The sequence below is a fragment of the Serratia sp. SA088 genome (assembly GCF_049065515.1).
Lineage (GTDB): Bacteria > Pseudomonadota > Gammaproteobacteria > Enterobacterales > Enterobacteriaceae > Serratia > Serratia nematodiphila.
Genome location: NZ_JBAKGW010000001.1, coordinates 963,454 through 984,977 on the forward strand (window position 1 = coordinate 963,454; position 21,524 = coordinate 984,977).

Annotated in this window: 22 protein-coding genes; 12 read left to right on the forward strand and 10 right to left on the reverse strand. The window is 61.6% G+C overall.

Features of this window, described 5'->3' with window-relative positions; genetic code table 11:
* The first annotated feature begins 105 nt into the window (after positions 1–105).
* Both ACOWVD_RS04680 and ACOWVD_RS04685 read left to right on the forward strand, forming a co-directional pair.
* Positions 106–507, forward strand: a complete 402-nt coding sequence (locus ACOWVD_RS04680; RefSeq protein WP_015377846.1) for a VOC family protein — start codon at positions 106–108, stop codon at positions 505–507.
* Positions 507–1,046, forward strand: coding sequence for a dihydrofolate reductase family protein (locus ACOWVD_RS04685; RefSeq protein WP_421105475.1), 540 nt, complete (start codon positions 507–509; stop codon positions 1,044–1,046). Before ACOWVD_RS04680 ends, ACOWVD_RS04685 begins: the two co-directional genes overlap by 1 nt.
* Here the strand turns inward: ACOWVD_RS04685 and ACOWVD_RS04690 are convergent.
* The 3 genes from ACOWVD_RS04690 to ACOWVD_RS04700 form a co-directional block, all read right to left on the reverse strand.
* Positions 1,031–2,425, reverse strand: a complete 1,395-nt coding sequence (locus tag ACOWVD_RS04690) for an MFS transporter (RefSeq protein WP_421105476.1) — start codon at positions 2,423–2,425, stop codon at positions 1,031–1,033. The genes ACOWVD_RS04685 and ACOWVD_RS04690 overlap by 16 nt on opposite strands.
* Before the next feature lie 113 nt (positions 2,426–2,538).
* Complete coding sequence (locus ACOWVD_RS04695; RefSeq protein ID WP_021504577.1) at positions 2,539–3,606, reverse strand: oxidoreductase; 1,068 nt, start codon at positions 3,604–3,606, stop codon at positions 2,539–2,541.
* A 12-nt stretch (positions 3,607–3,618) separates the two neighbouring features.
* The gene (locus tag ACOWVD_RS04700; RefSeq protein WP_033645883.1) at positions 3,619–4,368 is read right to left on the reverse strand and encodes a DeoR/GlpR family DNA-binding transcription regulator; all 750 of its coding nucleotides are present in this window, start codon (positions 4,366–4,368) and stop codon (positions 3,619–3,621) included.
* A 142-nt stretch (positions 4,369–4,510) separates the two neighbouring features.
* On the opposite strand from ACOWVD_RS04700, the gene ACOWVD_RS04705 reads away from it, so the two are divergent.
* The gene (locus ACOWVD_RS04705; RefSeq protein WP_197798862.1) at positions 4,511–5,386 is read left to right on the forward strand and encodes an alpha/beta hydrolase; all 876 of its coding nucleotides are present in this window, start codon (positions 4,511–4,513) and stop codon (positions 5,384–5,386) included.
* On the opposite strand, the gene ACOWVD_RS04710 is transcribed toward ACOWVD_RS04705, so the two are convergent.
* The gene (locus ACOWVD_RS04710; protein ID WP_197842815.1) at positions 5,313–6,530 is read right to left on the reverse strand and encodes an MFS transporter; all 1,218 of its coding nucleotides are present in this window, start codon (positions 6,528–6,530) and stop codon (positions 5,313–5,315) included. The genes ACOWVD_RS04705 and ACOWVD_RS04710 overlap by 74 nt on opposite strands.
* Positions 6,521–7,687 carry a serine hydrolase domain-containing protein gene (locus ACOWVD_RS04715; protein ID WP_421105477.1) on the reverse strand — a complete coding sequence of 389 codons (1,167 nt, stop codon included), beginning with the start codon at positions 7,685–7,687 and terminating at the stop codon, positions 6,521–6,523. Before ACOWVD_RS04715 ends, ACOWVD_RS04710 begins: the two co-directional genes overlap by 10 nt.
* Before the next feature lie 121 nt (positions 7,688–7,808).
* On the opposite strand from ACOWVD_RS04715, the gene ACOWVD_RS04720 reads away from it, so the two are divergent.
* The 6 genes from ACOWVD_RS04720 to ACOWVD_RS04745 all read left to right on the forward strand — a co-directional run bounded on the left by ACOWVD_RS04720 (position 7,809) and on the right by ACOWVD_RS04745 (position 14,175).
* Complete coding sequence (locus ACOWVD_RS04720) at positions 7,809–8,696, forward strand: LysR family transcriptional regulator (RefSeq protein WP_041922234.1); 888 nt, start codon at positions 7,809–7,811, stop codon at positions 8,694–8,696.
* Between the two features lie 225 nt (positions 8,697–8,921).
* Positions 8,922–10,226, forward strand: coding sequence for an MmgE/PrpD family protein (locus tag ACOWVD_RS04725; protein WP_021504571.1), 1,305 nt, complete (start codon positions 8,922–8,924; stop codon positions 10,224–10,226).
* A 19-nt stretch (positions 10,227–10,245) separates the two neighbouring features.
* A complete protein-coding gene (locus tag ACOWVD_RS04730) occupies positions 10,246–11,583 on the forward strand; it encodes an LLM class flavin-dependent oxidoreductase (protein WP_021504570.1) in 1,338 nt (445 codons plus the stop codon).
* Positions 11,584–11,600: 17 nt separating this feature from the next.
* Positions 11,601–12,515, forward strand: coding sequence for an ABC transporter substrate-binding protein (locus tag ACOWVD_RS04735; protein WP_049241050.1), 915 nt, complete (start codon positions 11,601–11,603; stop codon positions 12,513–12,515).
* Positions 12,512–13,417, forward strand: coding sequence for an amino acid ABC transporter permease (locus tag ACOWVD_RS04740; protein WP_164094974.1), 906 nt, complete (start codon positions 12,512–12,514; stop codon positions 13,415–13,417). Before ACOWVD_RS04735 ends, ACOWVD_RS04740 begins: the two co-directional genes overlap by 4 nt.
* Positions 13,414–14,175: an amino acid ABC transporter ATP-binding protein gene (locus ACOWVD_RS04745; RefSeq protein ID WP_004940693.1), complete on the forward strand. Its 762-nt coding sequence runs from the start codon at positions 13,414–13,416 to the stop codon at positions 14,173–14,175. The genes ACOWVD_RS04740 and ACOWVD_RS04745 overlap by 4 nt, the downstream gene beginning before the upstream one ends.
* 39 nt (positions 14,176–14,214) lie before the next feature.
* Here the strand turns inward: ACOWVD_RS04745 and ACOWVD_RS04750 are convergent, their stop codons facing one another.
* From ACOWVD_RS04750 to ACOWVD_RS04760, 3 genes are all read right to left on the reverse strand, one after another.
* Positions 14,215–14,352, reverse strand: coding sequence for an AcrZ family multidrug efflux pump-associated protein (locus ACOWVD_RS04750; protein WP_004940695.1), 138 nt, complete (start codon positions 14,350–14,352; stop codon positions 14,215–14,217).
* 193 nt (positions 14,353–14,545) lie between these two features.
* Positions 14,546–15,016, reverse strand: a complete 471-nt coding sequence (locus ACOWVD_RS04755; RefSeq protein ID WP_004940698.1) for an Rrf2 family transcriptional regulator — start codon at positions 15,014–15,016, stop codon at positions 14,546–14,548.
* Between the two features lie 131 nt (positions 15,017–15,147).
* Positions 15,148–15,543: a DUF427 domain-containing protein gene (locus ACOWVD_RS04760; protein ID WP_049241054.1), complete on the reverse strand. Its 396-nt coding sequence runs from the start codon at positions 15,541–15,543 to the stop codon at positions 15,148–15,150.
* 230 nt (positions 15,544–15,773) lie between these two features.
* Here ACOWVD_RS04760 and osmB point away from each other — a divergent pair, with 230 nt between their 5' ends.
* The gene (osmB, locus tag ACOWVD_RS04765) at positions 15,774–15,986 is read left to right on the forward strand and encodes an osmotically-inducible lipoprotein OsmB (protein WP_004940700.1); all 213 of its coding nucleotides are present in this window, start codon (positions 15,774–15,776) and stop codon (positions 15,984–15,986) included.
* 153 nt (positions 15,987–16,139) lie between these two features.
* On the opposite strand, the gene ACOWVD_RS04770 is transcribed toward osmB, so the two are convergent.
* Entirely contained in the window at positions 16,140–17,687 is a 1,548-nt protein-coding gene (locus ACOWVD_RS04770; protein WP_197763592.1) for a methyl-accepting chemotaxis protein, read from the reverse strand.
* A gap of 413 nt (positions 17,688–18,100) precedes the next feature.
* Between ACOWVD_RS04770 and ACOWVD_RS04775 the strand changes: the two genes are divergently transcribed.
* On the forward strand, positions 18,101–19,339 hold the full coding sequence (locus ACOWVD_RS04775; protein ID WP_277496870.1) for a hypothetical protein: 1,239 nt from the start codon (positions 18,101–18,103) through the stop codon (positions 19,337–19,339).
* 46 nt (positions 19,340–19,385) lie between these two features.
* Positions 19,386–19,784 (forward strand): hypothetical protein, encoded by a 399-nt coding sequence (locus ACOWVD_RS04780; RefSeq protein WP_021504564.1) that lies wholly within the window; start codon positions 19,386–19,388, stop codon positions 19,782–19,784.
* Between the two features lie 6 nt (positions 19,785–19,790).
* Here ACOWVD_RS04780 and ACOWVD_RS04785 read toward each other — a convergent pair whose 3' ends face one another.
* Positions 19,791–21,509 (reverse strand): penicillin-binding transpeptidase domain-containing protein, encoded by a 1,719-nt coding sequence (locus ACOWVD_RS04785; protein WP_033633091.1) that lies wholly within the window; start codon positions 21,507–21,509, stop codon positions 19,791–19,793.
* Positions 21,510–21,524 lie beyond the last annotated feature (15 nt).

Below are 21,524 nucleotides of genomic sequence, written 5' to 3' on the forward strand. Positions count from 1 at the left end.
GCGCGCGTCCCTAATCCGAATCCTCCACGGCGGTCTGTCCATCCTGCGCTATCGCTGCTACTGTTTTAGGCGTTCATTATTCTCTCTTGGGGAAGGAAACGCGCCATGTTCAGCCATATTACCGTCGGCGTCAGCGATCTGGATGCCGCCGCCGCGTTCTACGACGCCATTCTGTTGCCATTGGGCTTACAACGGCGGGAAGTGACGCCAGACGGCGGCCCCGCCGCCCGCTGCTGGGTGATGCCAGGCCAAACGCTGCCGCGTTTTTACGCCTACCAACCCTTCGACAGACAGCCCGCCAGCGCCGGCAACGGCAGCATGCTGGCCTTCCTCGCCGCCGACGAGCTGGCGGTTAAACGCGCCTACGCCGCCGGTCTGCTGGCGGGCGGCAGCAGTGAAGGCGAGCCCGGCGAGCGCGCGCACTACGGCAAAGGCTATTTCGGCGCTTACCTGCGCGATCCCGACGGCAACAAGGTGCATGTGGTTTATCGGGGAGATCTCGCCTGATGAAATGCTCGGTTTACATCGCCACCAGCGTAGACGGATTCATTGCCGGACCGGACGGCGACATCGACTGGCTGCTGCGGCCCGAATATGCGGTTTCGCTGCTCAATGGGCTGAGTTTTGAAGCGTTTGTCGCCGACATCGACGCGCTGGTGATGGGCCGCCATACCTATGATAAAGTCCGCGCCTTTCCCGAGTGGCCCTATGGCGCACTGCCGGTGGTGGTGCTGTCGACGCAGCCGCCCGCGCCGCACGCAACGGGCCACGTTCGCTGGATGAATGGCGAACCGGCGGTCATCGTGACGCAGTTGGCCGAGCAAGGCTGCCGTCACCTGTATATCGACGGCGGCCAGACCGTGCAGCGCTTCCTGCAGGCCGGCTTGATCGACGAACTGACGATTACGCGCGTGCCGCTGCTGTTGGGCGGCGGTATCCCCTTATTCGGCACCGATGGCCAGGAGCAGCGCCTGCTCCTGCTTGCCGTCACTTCATCGGACAACGGTTTCGTGCAAGAACGCTACGCGGTTCAGCGCGCGCCGTAACGCAGCATCAGGCGGCGGCCGCCGAAGGCGATGATCAACGCCGCCAATGCCAACAGCGACGCCACGCCGTAGCTCACCCGCATGCCGTAAGCCGCGGCGGCCGCAGTGCCCGCGACCTGCTGCGAAGCCAGATAAAACAGCGCCCCCATCGCCGACGCGCCGGTGATCGCCCCCAGATTGCGCGACAGGTTCACCATGCCGGCGATCAGCCCGCGCCGTTCAGGAAACAGATCCTTCATCAGCATGGTGTTGTTGGCCACCTGAAACAGCGCATAGCCGGCGGTCAACAGCACGATGGGGGCGATATAGCCGAGCACGCCCCAACGGTTAAACAGCGACAGCAACGCCGCGCCTGCGGCCACCGCCGTCAGCCCAAACTGGGCGATGCGCTGCGATCCGAAGCGATCCACCAGATAGCCGGCCGGTATGCCGGTCAGGATCGCCACCGCCGGTCCCGCCGACATCACCAGCCCGACCTGCGCGGCGCTTAAGCCCAGCGCCCGCGACAGATAGAACGGCCCGACCACCAGCGTGGCGGTCATCACCGTCATCACCAGCGCACTGGACGCCAGCCCCGCCGTCAGGGCCGGATGGCGGAACATCGACGGCGCAAGCAACGGCGATGCGGCGCGGCGTTCCACGCGGATAAACAGTGCCCCCGCCAACAGCGCCCCCAACATCAACGCCAGGTTAAGCGCGCCGAAGTCGCCGCGCCCGAGGGTCATCGCCAGCGAATAGCAGAGCAATGCGCCGCCCAGCAGCAACGTGCCGGCGCGATCGAACGGTTCCGCGCGCGTTGCCGCGCGCGGCCCATTCGGCAAGTATCGCCAGGCAAGCCACAGCGCCAGCAGCCCCAGCGGCAGGTTGATCAGGAACATCGCCCGCCAGCCGAAACCGGCGATCAGCGCGCCGCCCAACGACGGCCCCAGCGCGGTGCCCACCGCCGACATAGTGCCGAGCAGCCCCATCGCGCGGCCGATTTTTTCCTTCCCCAGAACCTCGCCCGCCAGCGCCATGGCGATCGACATCATGACTGCGCCCCCCAGCCCCTGCGCCAGGCGCGCCGCCAGCAACAGCCACAGTTGCGGAGCCAGCGAGCAAGCCAGCGAAGCGGCGGTAAACAGCGCAATGCCCGCCAGCAGCAGGCGGCGACGATTGAGGCTATCCCCCAAACGGCCGATGCCGATAATGCAAGTGGTGACGGCCAGCAAATAGCAGAGCAACACCCACTGCACCGCCTGGAACGAGGCATGGAACGCAGTGGCGAGCGCCGGCAGCCCGACGTTGGCAATGCTGATGCCAAGCGATGACAGCAGCATGCTCAGAGAAAGAGCGGCCAGTATGCCGCGGACGCCTTGCGGCGAAGGGTGGGATAACATGATGAACACTCCTGACATAGACTGCGAGTAAGCCTATGTCAGGGGTTAGGATGGCGGAAGACGCATGGCATGCACTGTATCCATGCGCCTGACGCCTTATCTGACGCGAGCCGTTACCAGGCGGCGATTTCCGCCTCGGTGAGCGGCAACGGCTGAGTCACACCGGTTTCCGCCGCCAGGGTGGCCGCTTCCAGCACCGCCATCACCGCCAACGCCTGCGCCGCGGTAACCGGGTTGGCGCCTGCGCCGCGCAACGCATCGCGCACCTGGAAGTAATACTGGCGCTGATCGCCATCCGGCGTCGGCAGCGTGCGCATCGGCTCCGTACCGATAAACAGGCTCATCGCGTCGTCGTCTTTGCCCCACTCCGCCGAACCCGGCGTCACGCCGGCCAGCAGCTGGCTCTCCTGCCCGTCGGCGCGCGCTTTGACCACGCTGCCTTTCTCGCCGTGCACGGTAAAGCGTGAGACGCCGCCCGCCACCAGCATGCTGCCGTGCAGGATCACGCGGTGCGTCGGATAGTTGAGCACCACGTGGGCCCAGTCGTTAATCTGCGCGTTGGGGCGCAACGTGGCGATGTTGGCCTGCACGCTGTGCGGCAAACCGAACAGCTGCAGCGCCTGATCGACCATGTGCGGCCCCAGATCGAACCACAGCCCGCTGCCTGGGAGGTTTTGTTCACGCCAGCGCACCCGTACTTCAGGGCGATAGCGGTCGATATGGGACTCAAAGTGCGTCACCTTACCGATCAGCCCCTGCTCGATCACCTGTTTCACCCCCAGGAAATCGCTGTCCCAGCGACGGTTCTGGAACACCGACAGCAGGCGGCCGTGCTTCTCCGCCGCGGCAATCAGCGCGCGCGCCTGCGCCAAATCCAGCGTAAACGGCTTATCCACCACCACGTGCTTGCCCGCCTCCAGTGCGGCCAGCGCCAGCGGCGCATGGGTGTCGTTCGGCGATGCGATCACCACCAAATCCACCTCCGGCCGGCGGATGGCCTCCAGCGGATCGGCGATCACCTGCGCGTGCGGCAGATCGGCATGTACCTTGGCGGCATCGCGCGAAGCCACCACGCTCAGTTCCAACCCCGGCACCGCGTTAATCAGCGGCGCGTGAAACGCCTTGCCGACAAAGCCGTAGCCAATCAGGGCCACCTGCAACGGTCGAGCGGTATCGTTCATCAGTGTTCTCCTCTAGCGGTCGTCGGCGACGACACAAAGTTCAATCAATGATTGTTCGTCCAGGTTGTCCCACGGGCGATCGGTAAACAGGCGTTGGATCTGCGCCAGATCCGCAACGTGATGCGGCTCGCAGCGATCCAGTTTCATATGGTCGGCCACCAGCCAGCGCTCGCCGCTGTTAGCCAGCATGGCGCGTTTGACCTCTGCATCGGCCTCTTCGCCGGCGCTCAGTCCCAGCTGAGGATGCACCGCGCAGGCGCCCAGCAAGGCGATATCCGCGCGGTAGCGCGCCAGCAACGCCAGCGTGGCGCTGCCGGCGAACAGCCGCTGGCGCGCATCCCACTGGCCGCCGAGCAAGATCAGATTGATCTCCGGCCTGTCGCTCAGGCACTGCGCGATATCCAGCGAAGCGGTGATCACCGTCGCCGGGCCGCGCAACGCCTGCGCCACCGCCAACAGCGTACTGCCCGCATCCAGCATCAGGGTGCTGCCGGGCGGGATCTGCGCGGCCACCGCGCGGCCAAGCCGCTGCTTGACCTGCGGCAACAGCGCAGCGCGCGCCTGGCGCGGCATGCCGGACGGTTCGAGCGCTATCGCCCCGCCGTGATGTTTCTGCGCCAACCCCTGCCGCTCGAGATCGGCCAAGTCGCGGCGCACGGTATCGACCGAAACACCGATGGCGCTGGCCAATTCCGCCACCGCCGCCTGCCCGCGTTCGCTGAGCAAATCCAGTAAATGGCGCTGTCGTGCCGCTTTGTGCATGAGTTTATTCCGCAGTAGAACGCATAAAACAGCAATATACCGCAAAAAGAAGCAAAAAAGAACGCCCGTCGGCGACGCATTCCGCATCAAACATTAAAAAAGCATTAGGTGGATAATCGAGCGTCACCAACAAGGAGAAGTTATGAAAATCGACCTGATGTTCGACGATACCGCCGCCAGAGCGGTGCAATACAACGCCCGCGCGTCGGTGGAAGATTTTGACGCCTGCATGGCGGAATACGCCGCGCTGGCCCAGCGAGCCAAGGCACAGACCCCCGGCATTTACGATCTGCGTTACGGCATGAGCGCCGCCGAGCGCCTCGATCTGTTCCCGGCCTGCACGCAGCCCGCCCCGCTGCTGATCTTTATTCATGGCGGCTACTGGCATTCGCAGCGCAAAGAGGAAGCCTGTTCGATGGCCGCCGCGTTTGCCCAGCGCGGCGTGGCCGTCGCCACGCTGGAATACACGCTGGCGCCAGAAGCGACGCTGGCGGAGATCGTGCACGAGGTGCGCAGCGCCGTCGCCTGGCTTTATCATCACGGGGCGCCGTTCGGCATCGATCCGGCGCGCATTTTCGTCAGCGGCAGTTCGGCCGGCGGCCACCTGTGCGGCATGCTGATCGCCGACGGCTGGCAGCAACGCTATCGCCTGCCGCCCGACGCGATCAAAGGCGCGCTGGCGCTGAGTGGCCTCTACGATCTGCGCCCGCTGTGCGATATCTACATCAACGACTGGCTGCACCTGACGCCCGAACAGGCGCAAACCCTCAGCCCGCTGTTTCTGCTGCCGGAGAAAGACCATGCGCCGCAGATCCTGCTCGACGTCGGCCAACGCGAAACGCAAGGGTTCAAAAACCAAACGCAGGCCTATTATGACGCCTGCCTGTCGCGCGGCCTCGACGTTCAGTTGCTGGCCGATCGCCACTGCAATCACTTTACGCTGGTCAACGAACTGGCCGATGCGGAAAGCGCGATGTTCCGGCAGGTGATGGCGATGATCGACCCAACGCAGCGGTAGCCTGCCGCTGCAACCGCAGCCTGGCGGCGATCGTTATCACCGCCAGCGCGGCGAACAAGGATCCGCACAGCAGGCTGCCCTGTAGCCCCCACGCGGTGATGGACCAGCCGCCCGTCAGCGACCCCAACGCCACCCCCAGATTGATAAAGGCGATATACAGCCCGGTGGCGAACGCCGGCGCCTGCGGCGCTTCGGATGTCAACCAGACCTGCGTCACGATCAAACCGCTGGTGTGCGCCGCTCCCCAATACAGACAAAGCGCCGTCATCGAACCGATATTCGCGCTGCCGTAGCGATACAGCAGCGCATAAGCCACAATCAAGGCTAGCGGGTGCAGCAGCACCGTCACTGCACGATGGCGGCTCAACCCCTTGCCGGCCAACAGATTGCCCGCGACGCCGCCCACGCCGAACACCACCAGAAGAAAGCCGATGGCGGCGGCGCCAATGCCGGCTTCACGGCTGAGGTACTCGGCCGCATAAGCGTAGACGGCAAACATCGCGGCAAAGATCAGCACGCAGGTAATGATATTCAACCACAGCGTGCCGCTGCGCAGGATTGCCAACTGTTTGCCATAGCTGAGGCGCTGCACGGCCGCATCAGGCAAGCGCCACAGCAATCCCAACGCCGCCAGAAGGTTTACCAGCGCGCAAAATCGAAACGACGCCTCATAGCTGAACTGCCCGGCGATCCATTGCGTCAACGGTATCCCCAACACCATGCCCATGCTGGTGCCGATGAACGCATAGGCGGTTGCTTTGGTGGCCAGATGCGGCGGATAAAGCGCCGCGGCCGCCACCATGGCCAGCGAAAAATAGATCGGATGAAACAACGCCGGCACAATGCGCAGCAACATGAGCATGGCGAAGCTGTCCGTCTGAGCGGACAGCGCGCTGGCCGCCGCAAACACGGCCAACGCGATCAACAACATGCGTTTGCGATTGAATCGCGACGCCAGCAGCACCAACAGCGGCCCGAGCAGCGCGATGGTCAGGGCGAAGATCCCGACCAGCCAGCCGGCCTGCGCCGTGGAGATGCCATACCGTGCGATGATCTGCGGCAAAATACCCACCACGCCAAACTCGATGCAGTAAACGCCGAACAGCCCCAGCGCGATAAAGAAAATCGGTGGCATCAGGCGCATTGCATCGCTCCCGTCGCGGCATAGACCGCCTGACAAATCTCGCCGACAAAGGCGCCGGACATGCCCTCCAGCGCCGTGTTGGTAAACGCGACGACGCTGAGCTGCCGGACAGGATCGACGAACCAGGAATGGCCATAGGTGCCGCCCATTCGCCAGGTCCCCACGGACTCCGGCGTTTGCGCGGCGATGGGGTCTTTCAGTACGGTAATGCCGAGGCCGAAACCGCGCCCCGGCCAAAACGGCATCGGCAAATCGCCGATTTGGTTGGTGGTCAGCGCCGTCACCCATTCGGCCGGCAGCACCTGCCCGCCCCCCTGGCGCAACGTTTCCAGCAGGCGCAGGAAATCCTCCGCCGAGCCGACCATGCCGGCGCCGCCGGAGGCGTACGCCTGCGGATCCAGCGCACGCGCCGGCGACAGATGAAAACCGGCGCAGCCATCGATGAACGGTAAACGATCCGGTTGGCGCAAACGGCGCGGCTCGCCGGGATGATCGGCGTAAGCGGCCGCCAAACGTGCGGGATCCACCGCCAGGAAATCGGTATCCGTCATCGCCAGCGGCCCGGTCACCCATTTTTTTACTGCCTGCGTCAGCGGCAGGCTGCTCGCCTGTTCGATCGCCGCGCCCAGGACATCGGTGGCGATGGAATAGCGCCACGCCGCGCCGGGCGGAGCCAGCAAAGGGGCGCAGGCAATACGCCGCACGTTCTCCTGCAGGCTGACAGACGCTTCATCCATGCCGTCGGAGACGCCCAGCTGGGCATAGAATCCCCCTTCCGGCTGGAAAAAGCGGTAGCTTAGTCCGGCGGTGTGGGTCATGAGATGCCGTAGCGTCATCAACGGAGTGGTGCCGTCCGCCAGCCGCGGGCGAAAATTCGGCAGCCAACGGGTGATCGGATCGTCTAACCGCATGGCGCCTTGCGCCATCAATGCCAGCGCCGCCGTGGACACGATCGGTTTGGATACCGAGGCCAGACGAAACAGCGTATTGAGCGCCATCGGCTTGCCCGCTTCGCGATCTGCCATGCCCGCCGCGCGGTGATAAACGATCTCACCGCCCTGCGCCACCAAAACGACCGCGCCAACCAATCGTTTTTCACGCAAGGCTTGTTCTATCGCGCCGTCAATCGCGTTGGCAGAGGATCCGTATTCATTCATTTTTATTACCCCAGGTAGTCAGCCCATGCTGTCGCCACCGAGCATAGAGCGTGGTGATTAACGAAAAAACAGGCTAGATTTCCTTTCATAGCGGACACTCAAGTCCGCAATGGGGCAAGCAATGGATAATCTGTCTGGGGTGAACGTCTTTGTGCAGGCCGCAGAGACGCTGAGTTTCGTAGAGGCCGGGCGCGTGCTCGGCATTTCCGCTTCCGCGGTGGGGAAAAGCATCGCCCGCCTGGAAAATCGGCTGGGCGCGCGTCTGTTCCACCGCAGCACGCGCAGCATGACGCTGACCGCCGAAGGCCGGCTGTTTCTGCACCGCTGCCAGCGCATTCTCGGGGAATTGGCGGCGGCGGAACGGGAAATCAGCGATACGCACAGCGCGCCGCGCGGCAAGCTGCGTGTCAGTTTGCCGCTGGTGGGCGGCCTGCTGAATCCGGTGCTGGCGGAATTTGTCCGGCGTTACCCGGAGATTGAGCTGGAAACCGATTTTTCCGACCGTCGAGTCGCGGTGATCGAAGAAGGGTTCGATGCGGTGATCCGCGTGGGCGATACCGAGGACTCTCGCTTAATGAGCCGCCAACTGGGCACGTTTCACCTACAGCTGGTGGCGGCGCCAGAGTATCTGCGCCGAGCGGGAATACCCCGCCAGCCGGCAGAACTGCGCGATCACGCCTGCCTGTTATACAGATTCCCCACCACCGGCAAAATCGAGACCTGGCCGGTGGCGGGCGGAGATAAACTGCTCGACGAAGGCCTGGGCAAGCGCACGGTATGCAACACCGTCGACACGCTGATTTACCTGGCGGAACAGGGCCTGGGCATCGCCTGCTTGCCCGATTTCGCGGTGCGAGAGGCGCTGGAGCGACGGCGGCTCCAACCGGTGCTTGGCGACCACTGCCGACACAGTGGCAGTCTCAAAATTCTCTGGCCTTCAAGCAAACATCTTACACCGCGTCTCAGGGCATTTATCGACATCATGAGCGTTCGCCTTTTCTCGGCCTGAGTCCTCTATCGTGCTAGAGCAAATACAGCTTTGCTTTGCACAAAAATAGCTAAGGCGCAGACTGCCGCGCCTGCCAGCAGCTCTGACGGCGGCGCAGTGCCGTCGTTATATTCCATTCAGAGATATGGAAGCGCCGTTCGTTCTTTCGGGACAACGAAAATCGCCACACAATACCTTTCACCCCGCACTCGTGCATAACCGTATATAAATTCAGGTGTTAACGCCTTGTCATTACCGATAACCGCCCAATTCGCCCATCTGATATTGAACAGCCAGCCGGATGAAAACGCCCTGTCAGCCGCTCGCCGCGGCGTGAAAGATTACTTCGCCTGCGCGCTGCCGATTGCCCGCGGGGCGTTGAGCGATGCCGGTCTGGCAGCGATCGGTAAGACGTTTCCGCCGAACGGCAGCGAGAACCGCGCACTGCGCTATGGCTATGTCAGCCACGCGTTGGACTTCGATGATTACCATCCTGCGCTGCGTGGCCATCCGAGCACCGTAGTGCTCTCAGCCCTGCTGGCGCTGAACGGTGAGAGTGACGATGTCACTGAGCTGTTAACCGCCTATGTCATCGGCGTAGAGGCCGCTGGCCGGCTGGGATTGGCCGCTGGCACGCAACATTACGTGCTGGGTTTTCACAGCACCGCCACCCTGGGCGCGGTCGCCGCCTGCGCCGCCGTGGCGCGTTATCTGCAGCTTGACCAGCGGCAGACGCAGATTGCTCTGGGCCTGGCGGCCACGCAGGCAGCGGGCCTGCGCAGCCAGTTCGGTTCGGCGGCCAAACCGCTGCATGCCGGGTTGGCGGCACGCAACGCGGTCAACGCCGCTCTGCTGGCTCAGGCCGGTTTCATCGGCCAACCGGAGGGCGTGCTGAACAGCCTGCTGACTTCCCACGGCGGCGGCCGGCAAAAACCGGAATGCCTGACCGCCGGCTGGGGCACGCCCTGGCGCATCCTGCAGCCGGGGCTGGAATTCAAGCGGTACCCGACTTGCGGTGGCACTCACAGCGCGGCCGAGGCGGCGCTCGCCCTGCGCGCGCGGCTGCTGGCACAAGGCGACGCCCTTGCGGAGATCGCACAGGTTGAGGTCAGTTTTCCGCCCGGCGCAGATACTGCGCCCTTTATTCGCCAACCGGCCACCGGTGTGGAAGCGCGCTTTAGCCTCGAATACGTCATCGCCGATGCGCTATACCACGGCGAGGTCCCGCTGACGCATTACGGCGAACAGCCTGTCGATGCGGCTATCGCCGCCCTGGCGGCAAAAGTTGTGCGCCATGTCGATCCCGCAGCCCCGCCGGACGCGCTCGATCCGGAGATGCGCTTCCATCGTCTGACCCTGACGCTGCAGGACGGGAGGCAAATAAGTGACATAGTCACAAGAAAGCAAACCGCCGCCCGGCCGACAGACCTCGACGCCAAGCTGCGCGCCATTCTGCAGCTGCTTCCGGGCCTCGAAGGCGAGAGCGTTATCCGCGACTGCGCGCTTATGTCCCCTGGCGCGCTGCCGCGACTGATTGCATTGTTAAATTAATAATAAAACAGGAATAATTATGAGTACTTCACCTTCAACACCATCGCGCCAACTCCGTCTCGGCCTGTTCGTTCAGGCTCTGGGGCACCACATCGGGGGATGGCGCGCAGAAGGCGCCAGCGGTTCACCGACCGATATCGACTGGTTCACCTGGATCGCAAAAAAAGCCGAAGAAGGCACTTTCGATATGTTCTTCGTCGGCGACGCGTTGGCAACCAGCGTGCACCGCCTGCCCTCGACGATGTCACGCCTGGAGCCGCTGACGCTGCTCGCGGCGCTGGCGGTCAACACCCGCCATATCGGGCTGGCGGCGACCGCCTCCACCACGTTCGATCAACCCTTCCACCTGGCACGCGCCATGGCCTCCATCGACCATATCAGCCACGGCCGCGCCGCCTGGAACGTAGTGACCTCTTTCTCCAGCGATGCGGCGCGCAACTTCAGCCGTGAAGATCTGCCGTCGCACGCCGAACGCTATGAAGTGGCGCGGGAATTCCTCGAGGCCAGCTACAAACTGTGGGACGGCTGGGAAAAAGACGCCATCGTGCGCGACAAGCAAAATGGCGTGTACGCCATCGACGAGAAAATCCACGCCGCCAACCATAAGGGCAAGCATTTCTCGGTGCAGGGCCCGCTGAACATTTCCCGCTCGCCGCAAGGACGGCCGGTGATCATTGAGGCCGGCTCTTCCCCGGCCGGCCAGCAGCTGGCGGCGGAAACCGCCGAAGTGGTGTTCACCGCCGCCGCCAGCCTGGAAGAAGGACAAGCTTTCTACCGCAGTCAGAAAAAATACGTGGCCGACGCCGGCCGCAACCCGGACCACCTGCTGATCCTGCCAGGTGTGATGCCGATTGTCGGGCGTACCAAAGAAGAAGCGCAGGAAACCTGGTATCAGCTGAATCAACTGGTGGATATCGATAACGGCATTGAGCAGCTGTCGGCGCGCTTTGGTTTCGATTTGAGCGATTATCCGCTGGACGGCCCGGTGCCGAACGTGGGCGCCACCGAAGGCGGCCAAAGCCGCGTGAAACTGCTGACCGATCTGGCCGCGCGGGAAAACCTGACGCTGCGTGAGCTGGCGGCCGTCGCGGCCGGTTCGCGCGGCCACCGCGTGGTGGTAGGCACCGCCGAAGAGATCGCCGACGACTTCCAGCTGTGGCTGGAACAGCAAGGCGCAGACGGCTTCAACATCATGCCGGCGGTATTGCCCAACCAGCTGGAACTGTTCGTCGAGCAGGTGATCCCGGAGCTGCGTCGCCGTGGCCTGTTCCGTGAAGAGTATCAGCATGCAACCCTGCGTGAAAACCTGGGTCTGCCGGAACCGGCAATCAACTTCGCTAACGTAAAATCGGCTTAATCCGCAGGGAAATCATGATGAAAACCACATTCAAACGCACCGTACTGTCCCTGCTGTTGGCTTCCTCCACGCTGGCGCCGTTGGCAGCCGGTCATGCCGCTGAAGGCGATGTTCCCTTCAAGGCGGCGCTGAAAGCTGCCGCCGATCCGGCGCTGCACGACAGCCTGCCTGAAGCGATCAAAAAGGCCGGCTACATCGTTGCCGGCACCAACCCGAACACCCCGCCGACCACCTTTTACCAGGCGGACAACAAAACGCTGGCCGGGCGTGAAATCGACGTGATGAGCGCGATTGCCGATCGCCTGGGCGTGGCGATCCACTGGAAGGACACCGGCGGCTTCGACAACATCATCCCCGGCCTGAAGTCCGGCCGTTATGACGTCGCGCTGGCCAACATTGACGCCAACAAAAAGCGCTTCCAACAGGTGGACTTCGTCGGCTATTACCACGCTTCCAAGCTGGCCTTGATCGCCCGCAAAGACGCTGCGCTAGGCCCTTACACCGAGCTGGCGCAGCTGTGCGGCCAGACCGTCGGCGCCGGCGCAGGCACCTCGCAGATCACCCGCCTGCAGCAGGCCAGCGATCAATGCGTCGCCGCCGGCAAGCCGGCCATCACCATGCCGATCTTCCCGGACCGCCCGGCCGGGGTGCAAGCGGTGATCAGCGGCCGCGTACCGATGTTTTTCGGCCCGTATGAAGGGTTGCGCTACCAGGCCACCCACGTTAAACCGCTGACGCTGGCCGGTGATATCAACATTGACGGCACCACGGTGGCCATTGCCCTGCCGAAAGGCTCCGAACTGGTGAAACCGGTGCAGGCAGCGCTGAATTCTCTGATCGCCGACGGCAGTTACCAGAAAATCCTCGACGGCTGGGATATCGGTTTTGGTGCAGTGAAAACCGCCGGCATCAATGAAGAGATCGCCAAATGAGTGGGCAACACCCTGTCGACGACGCGGAACTGAGCATCGTCGGCCATCAGCATTACGGGCGTTGGCTCAGCGCCCTGGTTGTGCTGTTGATCGTCGGCGTTATCATCAATTCCATGCTGCACAACCCGCGCTTTGAATGGGCGGTGGTGGCGGAAAACCTCACCGAGGCTTCCATCCTCAACGGCGTGATCATGACGCTTAAGCTGACGGTGATTTCGGTGGTGTTCGGCTTCGCCGGTGGCGTGCTGCTGGCGCTGATGCGCCTGTCGGCCAATCCGGTATTGGTTGCGGTAAGCTGGTTCTACACCTGGTTCTTCCGTGCGGTGCCGATGCTGGTGCAGCTGTTCCTTTGGTACAACATCGCCGCGCTTTATCCGCGCATCAGCCTGTGGATCCCGTTTCTTGGCGAAGTCGCCAGCGCGCCGACCAATACCCTTATCAGCACCTTCAGCGCGGCGGTGATCGCGCTGGTGATGCATCAGTCGGCCTATGCGGCGGAGATCGTGCGCGCAGGCATCCAAAGCGTCGGCAGCGGCCAGCTGGAAGCCGCCAAAGCGCTGGGATACCGTCGTGGGCAAATCCTGTGGCGCGTGGTATTGCCGCAGGCGATGCGCACCATCCTGCCGCCGGCGGGCAATGAGGTGATCGGGCAGTTGAAAACCACCGCGGTGGTGTCGGTGATTGCCCTGCAGGACGTGCTGTATTCGGCGCAGATCATTTACCAACGCACCTACGAGGTCATCCCGCTGCTGCTGGTCGCCACCCTGTGGTATCTGGCCATGACTTCGATTCTGTCGATTGGCCAATACTACGTGGAGCGCTATTTTGGCCGCGGCACGCAGGCAACGCGCCGCGGCGGGTTCTTCCTCAACCGCAAAGCCCCTCAGGGAGGTGAACAATGAGCGCATCCATCCACATCAACCGGGTGCGGAAATCCTTTTCCGGCACCGACGTGTTGAAAAACATCAGCCTGACCATCCCGGCAGGCTCGGTGACGGTGATCCTCGGCCCTTCCGGCTCCGGCAAATCCACCCTGTTGCGCTGCATCAACCACCTGGAAAAGCTGGACGGCGGCACCATTCGCGTTGGCGAACAGCTGATCGGCTATCGTCAAAAAGGCCGGCATCTGTACGAGCTGAAAGAAGCCGAGGTGGCCGAACAGCGTAAAAGCATCGGCATGGTATTTCAGCAGTTCAACTTGTTTGCGCACCGCACCGTGTTGCAAAACGTCAGCGACGCGCCGCTGCGGGTGAAAAAGGAAAAAAAAGCCGAGGTGCAGGAACGGGCGAAGCAGCTGCTGGCCCGCGTCGGGCTGGAACATCGCATCAACGCCTGGCCGCGAGAACTGTCCGGCGGCCAGCAACAGCGCGTCGCCATCGCCCGCGCGCTGGCGATGAACCCGCAGGTGTTACTGTTTGATGAACCGACCTCCGCCCTCGATCCTGAATTGGTTGGCGAAGTGCTGCAGGTGATGAAAGACTTGGCGCATTCGGGCATGACCATGGTGGTGGTCACGCACGAAATCGGCTTCGCCCGCGAAGTGGCCGACCAGATTGTCTTTATGGATCAGGGAAAGGTGGTTGAAACGGGCAGCGTGCAGCAGGTTCTGGATGCGCCGGGACATGAGAGGACGCGCAACTTCCTGGCGACGGTATTGTAGTCCTGCGTCAGGGGGCGCTGCGTCCCCTGACGTTCAAATTCAGCCGTTATTTTTGCGGCCGATAGCGGAAAAGACGTTGAACACTTCACCCAAGCCGTAAATCGCGCCGAGCAAGACGGCCACCATTACCGGCACCAGGACCACCACGGTGGCCAAGCTTTCAAGCATTTCTAACATCGTTCTCTCCTGGTTTATAAGCACAGCGAATCTGCGCCGGAAGAAAAGGTTTCCGGCCAATCGATCGATTATCGTGGGGAGGCAGTCTAAAACGTGAGCCACATCACACTTGATGCGAGCTAATGTAACTTACACAATTACATTAACGCAATGCAAAAAATGCTCTGCGGGAAGACGGAATTGGCGTGGGTTTTTATTGCGTATCCGCTTGATATTGCGCTGAACAAGGGACAAAAGGATAGCCGGCTTGCCGCTCGACCTGCCCGGCCATTTCGGCGATGCTGGTTTGCGCCAGGCTGGCCTCCAACGCGTGACCAACGCGCGCAAACTCTTGCTCCAGCACCGGGGTAATCGCATGGCCGATATAACACGCATCGTTAGGCCGGGCGCGGTGCAGCATGAAATAGGGTTGATCCTCCACCGCGCGATACACGTCCAGCAGCGAGATCGCTTCTGCCGGCCGCGCCAGCAGCGCCCCGCCGCCTTGCCCCATCTGCGAATAGGTCAGCCCGGCCTCCGCCAGCGCGCCGAGGATCCGCCGCACCACCGTCGGGTTGGTGTTGACGCTGCGCGCGATATCTTCGGAACGCACCGTCTGGCCACGACACAGCGTGATGTTGGTCAGAATATGGATGGCAACGGCAAATCGCGTAGAGGTAGACACCTTGGCACCTGCTCAGAGTTTCGTTTATGTCGGATTAAAACATAAGGAAAGCGTATCAGTTTCCAGTAATACACATAATGAGTAGGGATAAGCGGAATGTCAACCTGCCCCCGCCCGGCGGCGGCGGCAGGTCAGGCTTCAGTACTGATTTCTGTCACTTTGTCGGGATAAAATGCCAGATAATCCTTGATCGCCACCACGGCGTTGTAAGGCATTTCATAGCTCCAGGCCGTATTGGCCCCCTGTGCGCCGTTCAGCGCGAAGGTGAAATAACTGCAGTCGCCCTTATACGGGCAGTAGCTGACGTGCCCGTTTTTCTGCAATAGCGCCATATTCACGTCCTCACGCGGAAAGTAAAACACCGGCGGATAGGTGGCCTCCTGCAGGATGAGTGCATTGCGACTGTCGGCCAGGGTTTTCCCGGCAGCACGCACCACGACCCGCGTCGGATGACGAGTCAAGGTGATCGGGTGATCCGGGCCGGGGATTTTCACCGGTTTGCCGGACGCGGAAACGAGATCGGACATGGCGGCCTCCAGAGTGTGTGCCCCGCCCCCGCGAGGCGTCTTCCCAGTATAGACCAGCGGTTTTATCGGTGGCCGCACATTCGGCGAGCAATCGCTTTTCACCGCCGCAAAATTAAGAATTTTTACCTGTTCGATTTTCTTTCGGAGGAATACATTCATCCCAACTTCTACCGGTGGGTTAATCGGATTATTTTTAATCCATTAATCAGCCAATTTACCAGGAACTCATTATGAATATTAAACGTGCCGCAGGTGTGTTGGTGGTGGTGATGGCGACGCTTTCCGTTACCGCATGTGGGCATATGTCCAATCGCGATCGCAACACGGCGATCGGCGCGGGCGTCGGCGCGGTCGGCGGCGCAGTGCTGACCGACGGCAGCACGCTGGGCACCCTCGGCGGCGCAGCGCTGGGCGGTATTATCGGCCACCAGACCAGCCGTTAATCCTCCCGTTAAAATAATCTCTGCAGGCCGGCGCTTTTTTAATCCATAAGCGCCGGCCTGTTTTTATTTATCGAAATAACGTCCCTCAGCACAGGGAAATAATGAATAACATTAAGCGCAGCTTTATTATTCATTAACCTGCATCGGAAGTATTTATTGCGCCGGCAGCCTGAAACGCGCCATCGCTTTTTCTAACCGTTCCGACTCGCCCTGCAACAGCTGCGAAGCCTCGGTCACCGCGCTCACCACGGCGCCGGTTTGCTGCGCCACCTGATTCAGCGCGGTGATGCGCGCCGTCACGTCCTGGATGCTCTCCCCTTGATTGAATGACGCCAGCGAGATTTCCCCCATCAGCGCACTGCATTTGTTCACCAGATCGATAATTTTGCGCAGGTTGCCCGTCAGCCGTTCGACCGCCTGCGAACCTTGATCGATTTGCTGCAATGAGCGGCCGATCAACTGCTGAATATCGCGCGTCGAATGGCTGCTCTTTTGCGCCAGCAAGCCCACTTCTTTAGCCACGATGGCGAAACCGCGGCCGTGAACGCCGGCGTGCGCAGCCTCGATCGCCGCATTCAACGCCAGAATATGGGTCTGAAACGCCACGCTGTCGATCAGCGCGACAATGCCGCGCATCTCGGCCGATTGGTTGACGATCCCGTGCATCGAAACATTGACGGTTTGCATCATCTGCTCACCGGCGCCGGCGCACTGCCGGGCCTGTTCGGTTCGTTGGCTGGCCTGCAGCGCGTATTGGCCGTTTTCTTCCACCCGCGTCGCCAACTGCTGCACGTGCTCGGTCGCCAACTGCAGTTCCCCGTCCTGCTTCGCCGACTGTGCCGTCAACTGTCGATTGCCGTCCGCCAGCCGCTCGACGCCGTTCAGGATCCCGCTCGTCGCATCGCGCACCTCGCTTACCAGGCGCTGCAGACCGCCCTGCATGTGGCCAATGCTGGTTTGCAGCTGACGCATCTCGCGGTTCAACGCCCGCTCAGGCGGCAGCGGCCGCGAAAGATCGCCGGCGGCCAGCACGTTGAGGTGGACAATGGCCCGCTGCAGCGGTGCTATCACCCAGCGGGCGACGCCGAACCACACCCCCACGGCGATCAGCGCCAGCGCGGCCAATGCGCCAAGCGCAAAGGTATTGGCCTGCTCCAGCGCCGCCAATTGCCGCACGTTGACGTCATTGCCATGCTGTTCGTTCAGCGCCTGATAAGCGAGGTACTTTTCGTTGAAATCCGCCTGAAACGCCTGGATCGGCACGGCGAAAAACGCATCAATGCTGGCGCTGCTTTGCAACCCTTGCGCCTGTTCCTTCAGGCCGTCATAGAACAGGCGATAACTGTCTTTCAGGGCGCCCGCCGCTTCGGGCGCAGCCGCGCTCAAGCGCTCGAACCGGGCAAAGGCCTGCTTTGAAGCCTCCAACGCCGCCAACGATTCATCCAGCAGGCTATGCCAACTGCCGTCGGAGCCGGTGACTTTGTCCTGCAGATAATAGATGCCCGCACGGTTCAGGGTGTCGCTGGCCGTCAGCAGCGACAGTCTGGCGCGATCCATCGTCGCCTGCTGGCGATGCAACCCGTCTCCCGTCACCAGGTTAACCTTGGCGTCGTGCAGAATAGTGGAAATAAATACGGTGGAAAACAATTGCAGCAGAGAAAATAGCGCAATAACGCAAATTACGCCGCCTAATAAGCCCATGCTCTTGCCGATGCCAAACGCGTGCGGCAGCGCTGCCGCAGGTTTTACCCGGCGGCCAAGTGTCAGTTTTATGCTCATGATTTTTAGTCAGTAATGCCAGAATGCCGCGAGTCTAACGCGCATTTATGACACGACTATTTCAGCCTGCTTTGTGTCGCCCCCGCAAACCAGGGCGACTCAATAATCGGAATTTCTCGTCAACGCTCATTTTTATTTCTTGACTTGTTCAATACCGGATTTATAGTTTTTCCATTAAACAAGAAACAAAGTTTCATATATTAACCGAAAATGAATTTAATATATGAAACGCACAATGAAACGTCTCAAATATAAAACAAACGAGCAACATCGCCTTATTCACAGGTAAACCCCGCTCGTCTTAATAAAAACCAAACATTCACCAGGGGCCAGGCATGCGCAAGATCACCCTTTGTTTTTTTCTTGTTTCACCAGTGAGTTACGCGACTACCGTCGCATTGCCCAGCGATGCTGCTGCCACCGTGGCGCCGGTAAAAAAAAACCGCCCGGCCTTTCCGCATATTCATTGGCAAAGTGAGGATAATAAAAAGAATATTGATATCGGCGGCGCGCTGCGCGCCAATTATCGCTATGAAGACTGGCGCAGCAGCAATTATCGGCATCCGCCGCATTTACGCTTTGACGCCTTTCGCATCGATGCCGCCGGCCAGATAAACGACGCGTTTTTCGATAGCGGATTCTGGTTTCAGGATCGGCGCAAATACGCCATCGACCGCGCCTATGTCGGCTACCACCTGTCTGAGCGCTCCACCGTGCAGCTGGGCGCGCCGTTCAAACCGTTCGGCCTGATGCCCTATCCGCAGTTCGGCTGGTCGTACGGCATTCCGTTTTACCTCGGCTTTGGCGTCAACACCGGGCTCGGCGCCAAATACCAATACCAACGGGGCGATTGGGCCTTTGACGCCGCCTACTACCCGCGCATGATGCCGACCGGCGTGCGTTACGCCCCCGACGTCGCCAGCTACGACGATCTGAAGAACACCAACTTTGCCTCACAGCATCTGCAGCGCAACGAAAAACGCGATCAGGTAAACCTGCGGCTGACGCGGGCTTTCCACCAGGGCGGCTGGGACAATGAGCTCGGCGGTTCGCTGGCGGCCTCGCGGCTCTACAACCAGGCGACCGGCGATAACGGCAGCTTCTGGGCGGCGGGCCTGCATACGCTGGTGAATCGGGATGCCTGGCATCTGTCCGGCCAGGTGATCCGCTACGGTTACGACGCCAAAGGCCCGGCCGGCGCCAGCAATTCGGTGATCCTGATGGGCGGCAACGGCCTGACGCCGGCCTATCTGATCCCGTCGCAGGCCACCACTGCCGCCATCAACCTGGCGCGCGACGTCGAGGTGCCCTGGGGACCGGTGAAAAAGCTACGCTTCTACAACGACTACAGCGTGCTCTGGAAGGACCGGCACGGCGGCTCCGACTCCAAAATGAATACGCTCGGGGTGCAGGTGTTCGCCATGCCGGTGATGCTGTGGGTGGATCTGACCTGGGCGCAGAACGCCAATCCGTGGGGCGGCGTGGAAAACGCCACAGGCTGGACCGGCACCCAGTCCTCCGGCAGCAATAAATGGTATTTTCGCACCAACGTAAACATCGGTTACTACTTCTGAGCGCGGCGGGATCTACACTGAAGTATCGCCGTCAACCGGAGAAATCATGATGCTGAGCGCGCAAACGCTGCATGTCGCCATCAACCGCCCCTGTGACGAGGTGTACGCCTTTCTCAGCCGCCCGGAAAACTTCCCGTTGTGGGCCAAAGGATTAGCCAATAGCTTACGGCGGGAAGGTGAAGATTGGATGGCGGAGACCCCGCAGGGGCGGATCCGCATTCGATTTAGCGCGCCCAATGCCTTCGGCGTGCTGGATCATTGGGTGACGCTGCCGGACGGCGGCGTAGTCTACGTGCCGCTGCGCGCGCTCGCCAACCGACAAGGCGCCGAGGTGATCTTCACCCTGTTCCGCCAGCCGGACATGGACGACGCGCTGTTCGCCCGCGACGTCGGGCTGGTGAACGCCGATCTGCAGGCGCTGAAGCGCCTGCTGGAATCGCGCTAATCCCCCTTACCCCTTGACCGACGACACCACGTTAAGCGGCTGGGCATCCGGCAGAATATTCATGTGCTCCAGCACCTGGGCCATGATCTTGCCGAACACCGGCCCGGCCACCGAACCGCCGAAGTGCTTGCCGGCTTTCGGGTTGTTGACCATCACCACCAGCGCCACCTGCGGATCGCTGGCCGGCGCCACGCCGGCGGTGTAGTTGATGTAGCCGCCGTCGTATTTGCCGCTCGGGCCCATTTTCTCGGCGGTACCGGTTTTGATCGCCAGCCGGTAGCCCGGCACTGCGGCGCTCACCCCGCTGCCGCCCGGCAAGGCGTCGCTCTCCATCATATGCACCACGGACCGAACCGTATCCGCCGGCAGAATACGTTGCCCCATCACCGGCGGCGTCACCTTGGTGATCGACAGCGGCCGATAAATGCCGAAGGAACCGATCGCGGCATACTCGCGCGCCATCTGCAGCGGCGTCACGCGCAGCCCATAGCCGAAGGAGAAGGTAGCGCGTTCGATATCGGCCCAACGTTCGCGATGCTGCGGCAAGTAGCCGCTGCTCTCGTTGCCGATGCCGAGCTCGGTCGGTCGCCCCAGGCCAAAGCTGCGGTAGACCGCCGGCAGCACCGTGGCCGGCAGCGCCAGCGCAATGTGCGATACCGCGATGTCGCTCGATTTTTGCAGCACGCCGGTGATGGTCAGTTTCGACCAATGGCCGACGTCTTTGATCAGGTGACCGTTCACCCGATACGGCGTAGTGTCCAGCACCGTATCCGGCCGGATCAGCTTATGCTCCAGCCCCACCATTACCACCACCGGTTTCACCGTCGAGCCCGGTTCGAAGCTGTCGCTGCTGCACACGTTGCGAATATCCTTCGCCGGGGTGCTGCCATAGTTGTTCGGGTTGAACGACGGGTAGCTGGCCATGCCGAGGACCTCGCCGGTGTCGATCTTGACCAGCACCGCACAGCCGGAGTCGGCCTGGTTAGCCACCACGCCGTCGCGGATCTGCGCATAGAGCACGTACTGAATAAATTTATCGATGCTGAGCGTCACGTTCGGCGGCGGCACCGGATCCACGCTTTTAAGCACGCCGATCACCGCGCCGCTGCCGTCCTTCTGATAGACCCGCAGGCCGTTTTTGCCCTGCAACAGCGGGTTGAAACCCAGCTCAATGCCCTCCAGCCCCTGATTGTCCTGGCCGACGATGCCGATCAGCCCGGCGGCGTCCTGGCCCATCGGATAGAAGCGGCTGAAATCCTGTTCGGTGCTGACGCCGGTCAGGTGCAGCTTACTGATGTAGGCGGCGTTATCGTCCTCTACCTTACGAGCGAGGTAGACAAAACGTTTGCGCGCGTTGCTCTGGATCAGGTGCTGGATGTCCGCCAGCGGGATCTTCAGCACGTTGGCCATGCTCTGCCAGCGTTCGTTGCCGGTATCGGTCTGGGTATCGAGAATATGCTTCGGATCCAGCACGATGTCTTTGGACGACACGCTGACCGCCAGCGCCTCATCGTTGCGATCGGTGATCATGGCGCGGTTGGTCGGCACCACCTGGGTGCGGATTGAACGCTGGTCAGCCTGGTTGGCCAACTGCTGGTGTTCCAGCAGTTGCAGGTAGCCGACCCTGAACGCCAACAGAAAAAAACAGACCAGCATGCCGGCACAGATCCAGCCGAAACGAACTGTGGAATAGGTTTTACCGCTCTTTTTGGTCGATGGCGCCACTGTTGTGTTAACCCT

What these genes read in the sequence shown, in the direction of transcription:
- ACOWVD_RS04685 (WP_421105475.1), top strand. Translation starts at nt 507, where the DNA reads ATGAAATGCTCGGTTTACATCGCCACCAGCGTAGACGGATTCATTGCC.
- ACOWVD_RS04745 (WP_004940693.1), top strand. Translation starts at nt 13,414, where the DNA reads ATGAGCGCATCCATCCACATCAACCGGGTGCGGAAATCCTTTTCCGGC.
- ACOWVD_RS04705 (WP_197798862.1), top strand. Translation starts at nt 4,511, where the DNA reads ATGAAAATCGACCTGATGTTCGACGATACCGCCGCCAGAGCGGTGCAA.
- ACOWVD_RS04735 (WP_049241050.1), top strand. Translation starts at nt 11,601, where the DNA reads ATGAAAACCACATTCAAACGCACCGTACTGTCCCTGCTGTTGGCTTCC.
- ACOWVD_RS04680 (WP_015377846.1), top strand. Translation starts at nt 106, where the DNA reads ATGTTCAGCCATATTACCGTCGGCGTCAGCGATCTGGATGCCGCCGCC.
- ACOWVD_RS04720 (WP_041922234.1), top strand. Translation starts at nt 7,809, where the DNA reads ATGGATAATCTGTCTGGGGTGAACGTCTTTGTGCAGGCCGCAGAGACG.
- ACOWVD_RS04690 (WP_421105476.1), bottom strand. Translation starts at nt 2,425, where the DNA reads ATGTTATCCCACCCTTCGCCGCAAGGCGTCCGCGGCATACTGGCCGCT.
- ACOWVD_RS04710 (WP_197842815.1), bottom strand. Translation starts at nt 6,530, where the DNA reads ATGCGCCTGATGCCACCGATTTTCTTTATCGCGCTGGGGCTGTTCGGC.
- ACOWVD_RS04695 (WP_021504577.1), bottom strand. Translation starts at nt 3,606, where the DNA reads ATGAACGATACCGCTCGACCGTTGCAGGTGGCCCTGATTGGCTACGGC.
- ACOWVD_RS04780 (WP_021504564.1), top strand. Translation starts at nt 19,386, where the DNA reads ATGATGCTGAGCGCGCAAACGCTGCATGTCGCCATCAACCGCCCCTGT.
- ACOWVD_RS04700 (WP_033645883.1), bottom strand. Translation starts at nt 4,368, where the DNA reads ATGCACAAAGCGGCACGACAGCGCCATTTACTGGATTTGCTCAGCGAA.
- ACOWVD_RS04730 (WP_021504570.1), top strand. Translation starts at nt 10,246, where the DNA reads ATGAGTACTTCACCTTCAACACCATCGCGCCAACTCCGTCTCGGCCTG.
- ACOWVD_RS04715 (WP_421105477.1), bottom strand. Translation starts at nt 7,687, where the DNA reads ATGAATGAATACGGATCCTCTGCCAACGCGATTGACGGCGCGATAGAA.
- ACOWVD_RS04770 (WP_197763592.1), bottom strand. Translation starts at nt 17,687, where the DNA reads ATGGGCTTATTAGGCGGCGTAATTTGCGTTATTGCGCTATTTTCTCTG.
- ACOWVD_RS04775 (WP_277496870.1), top strand. Translation starts at nt 18,101, where the DNA reads ATGCGCAAGATCACCCTTTGTTTTTTTCTTGTTTCACCAGTGAGTTAC.
- osmB (WP_004940700.1), top strand. Translation starts at nt 15,774, where the DNA reads ATGAATATTAAACGTGCCGCAGGTGTGTTGGTGGTGGTGATGGCGACG.
- ACOWVD_RS04750 (WP_004940695.1), bottom strand. Translation starts at nt 14,352, where the DNA reads ATGTTAGAAATGCTTGAAAGCTTGGCCACCGTGGTGGTCCTGGTGCCG.
- ACOWVD_RS04740 (WP_164094974.1), top strand. Translation starts at nt 12,512, where the DNA reads ATGAGTGGGCAACACCCTGTCGACGACGCGGAACTGAGCATCGTCGGC.
- ACOWVD_RS04760 (WP_049241054.1), bottom strand. Translation starts at nt 15,543, where the DNA reads ATGTCCGATCTCGTTTCCGCGTCCGGCAAACCGGTGAAAATCCCCGGC.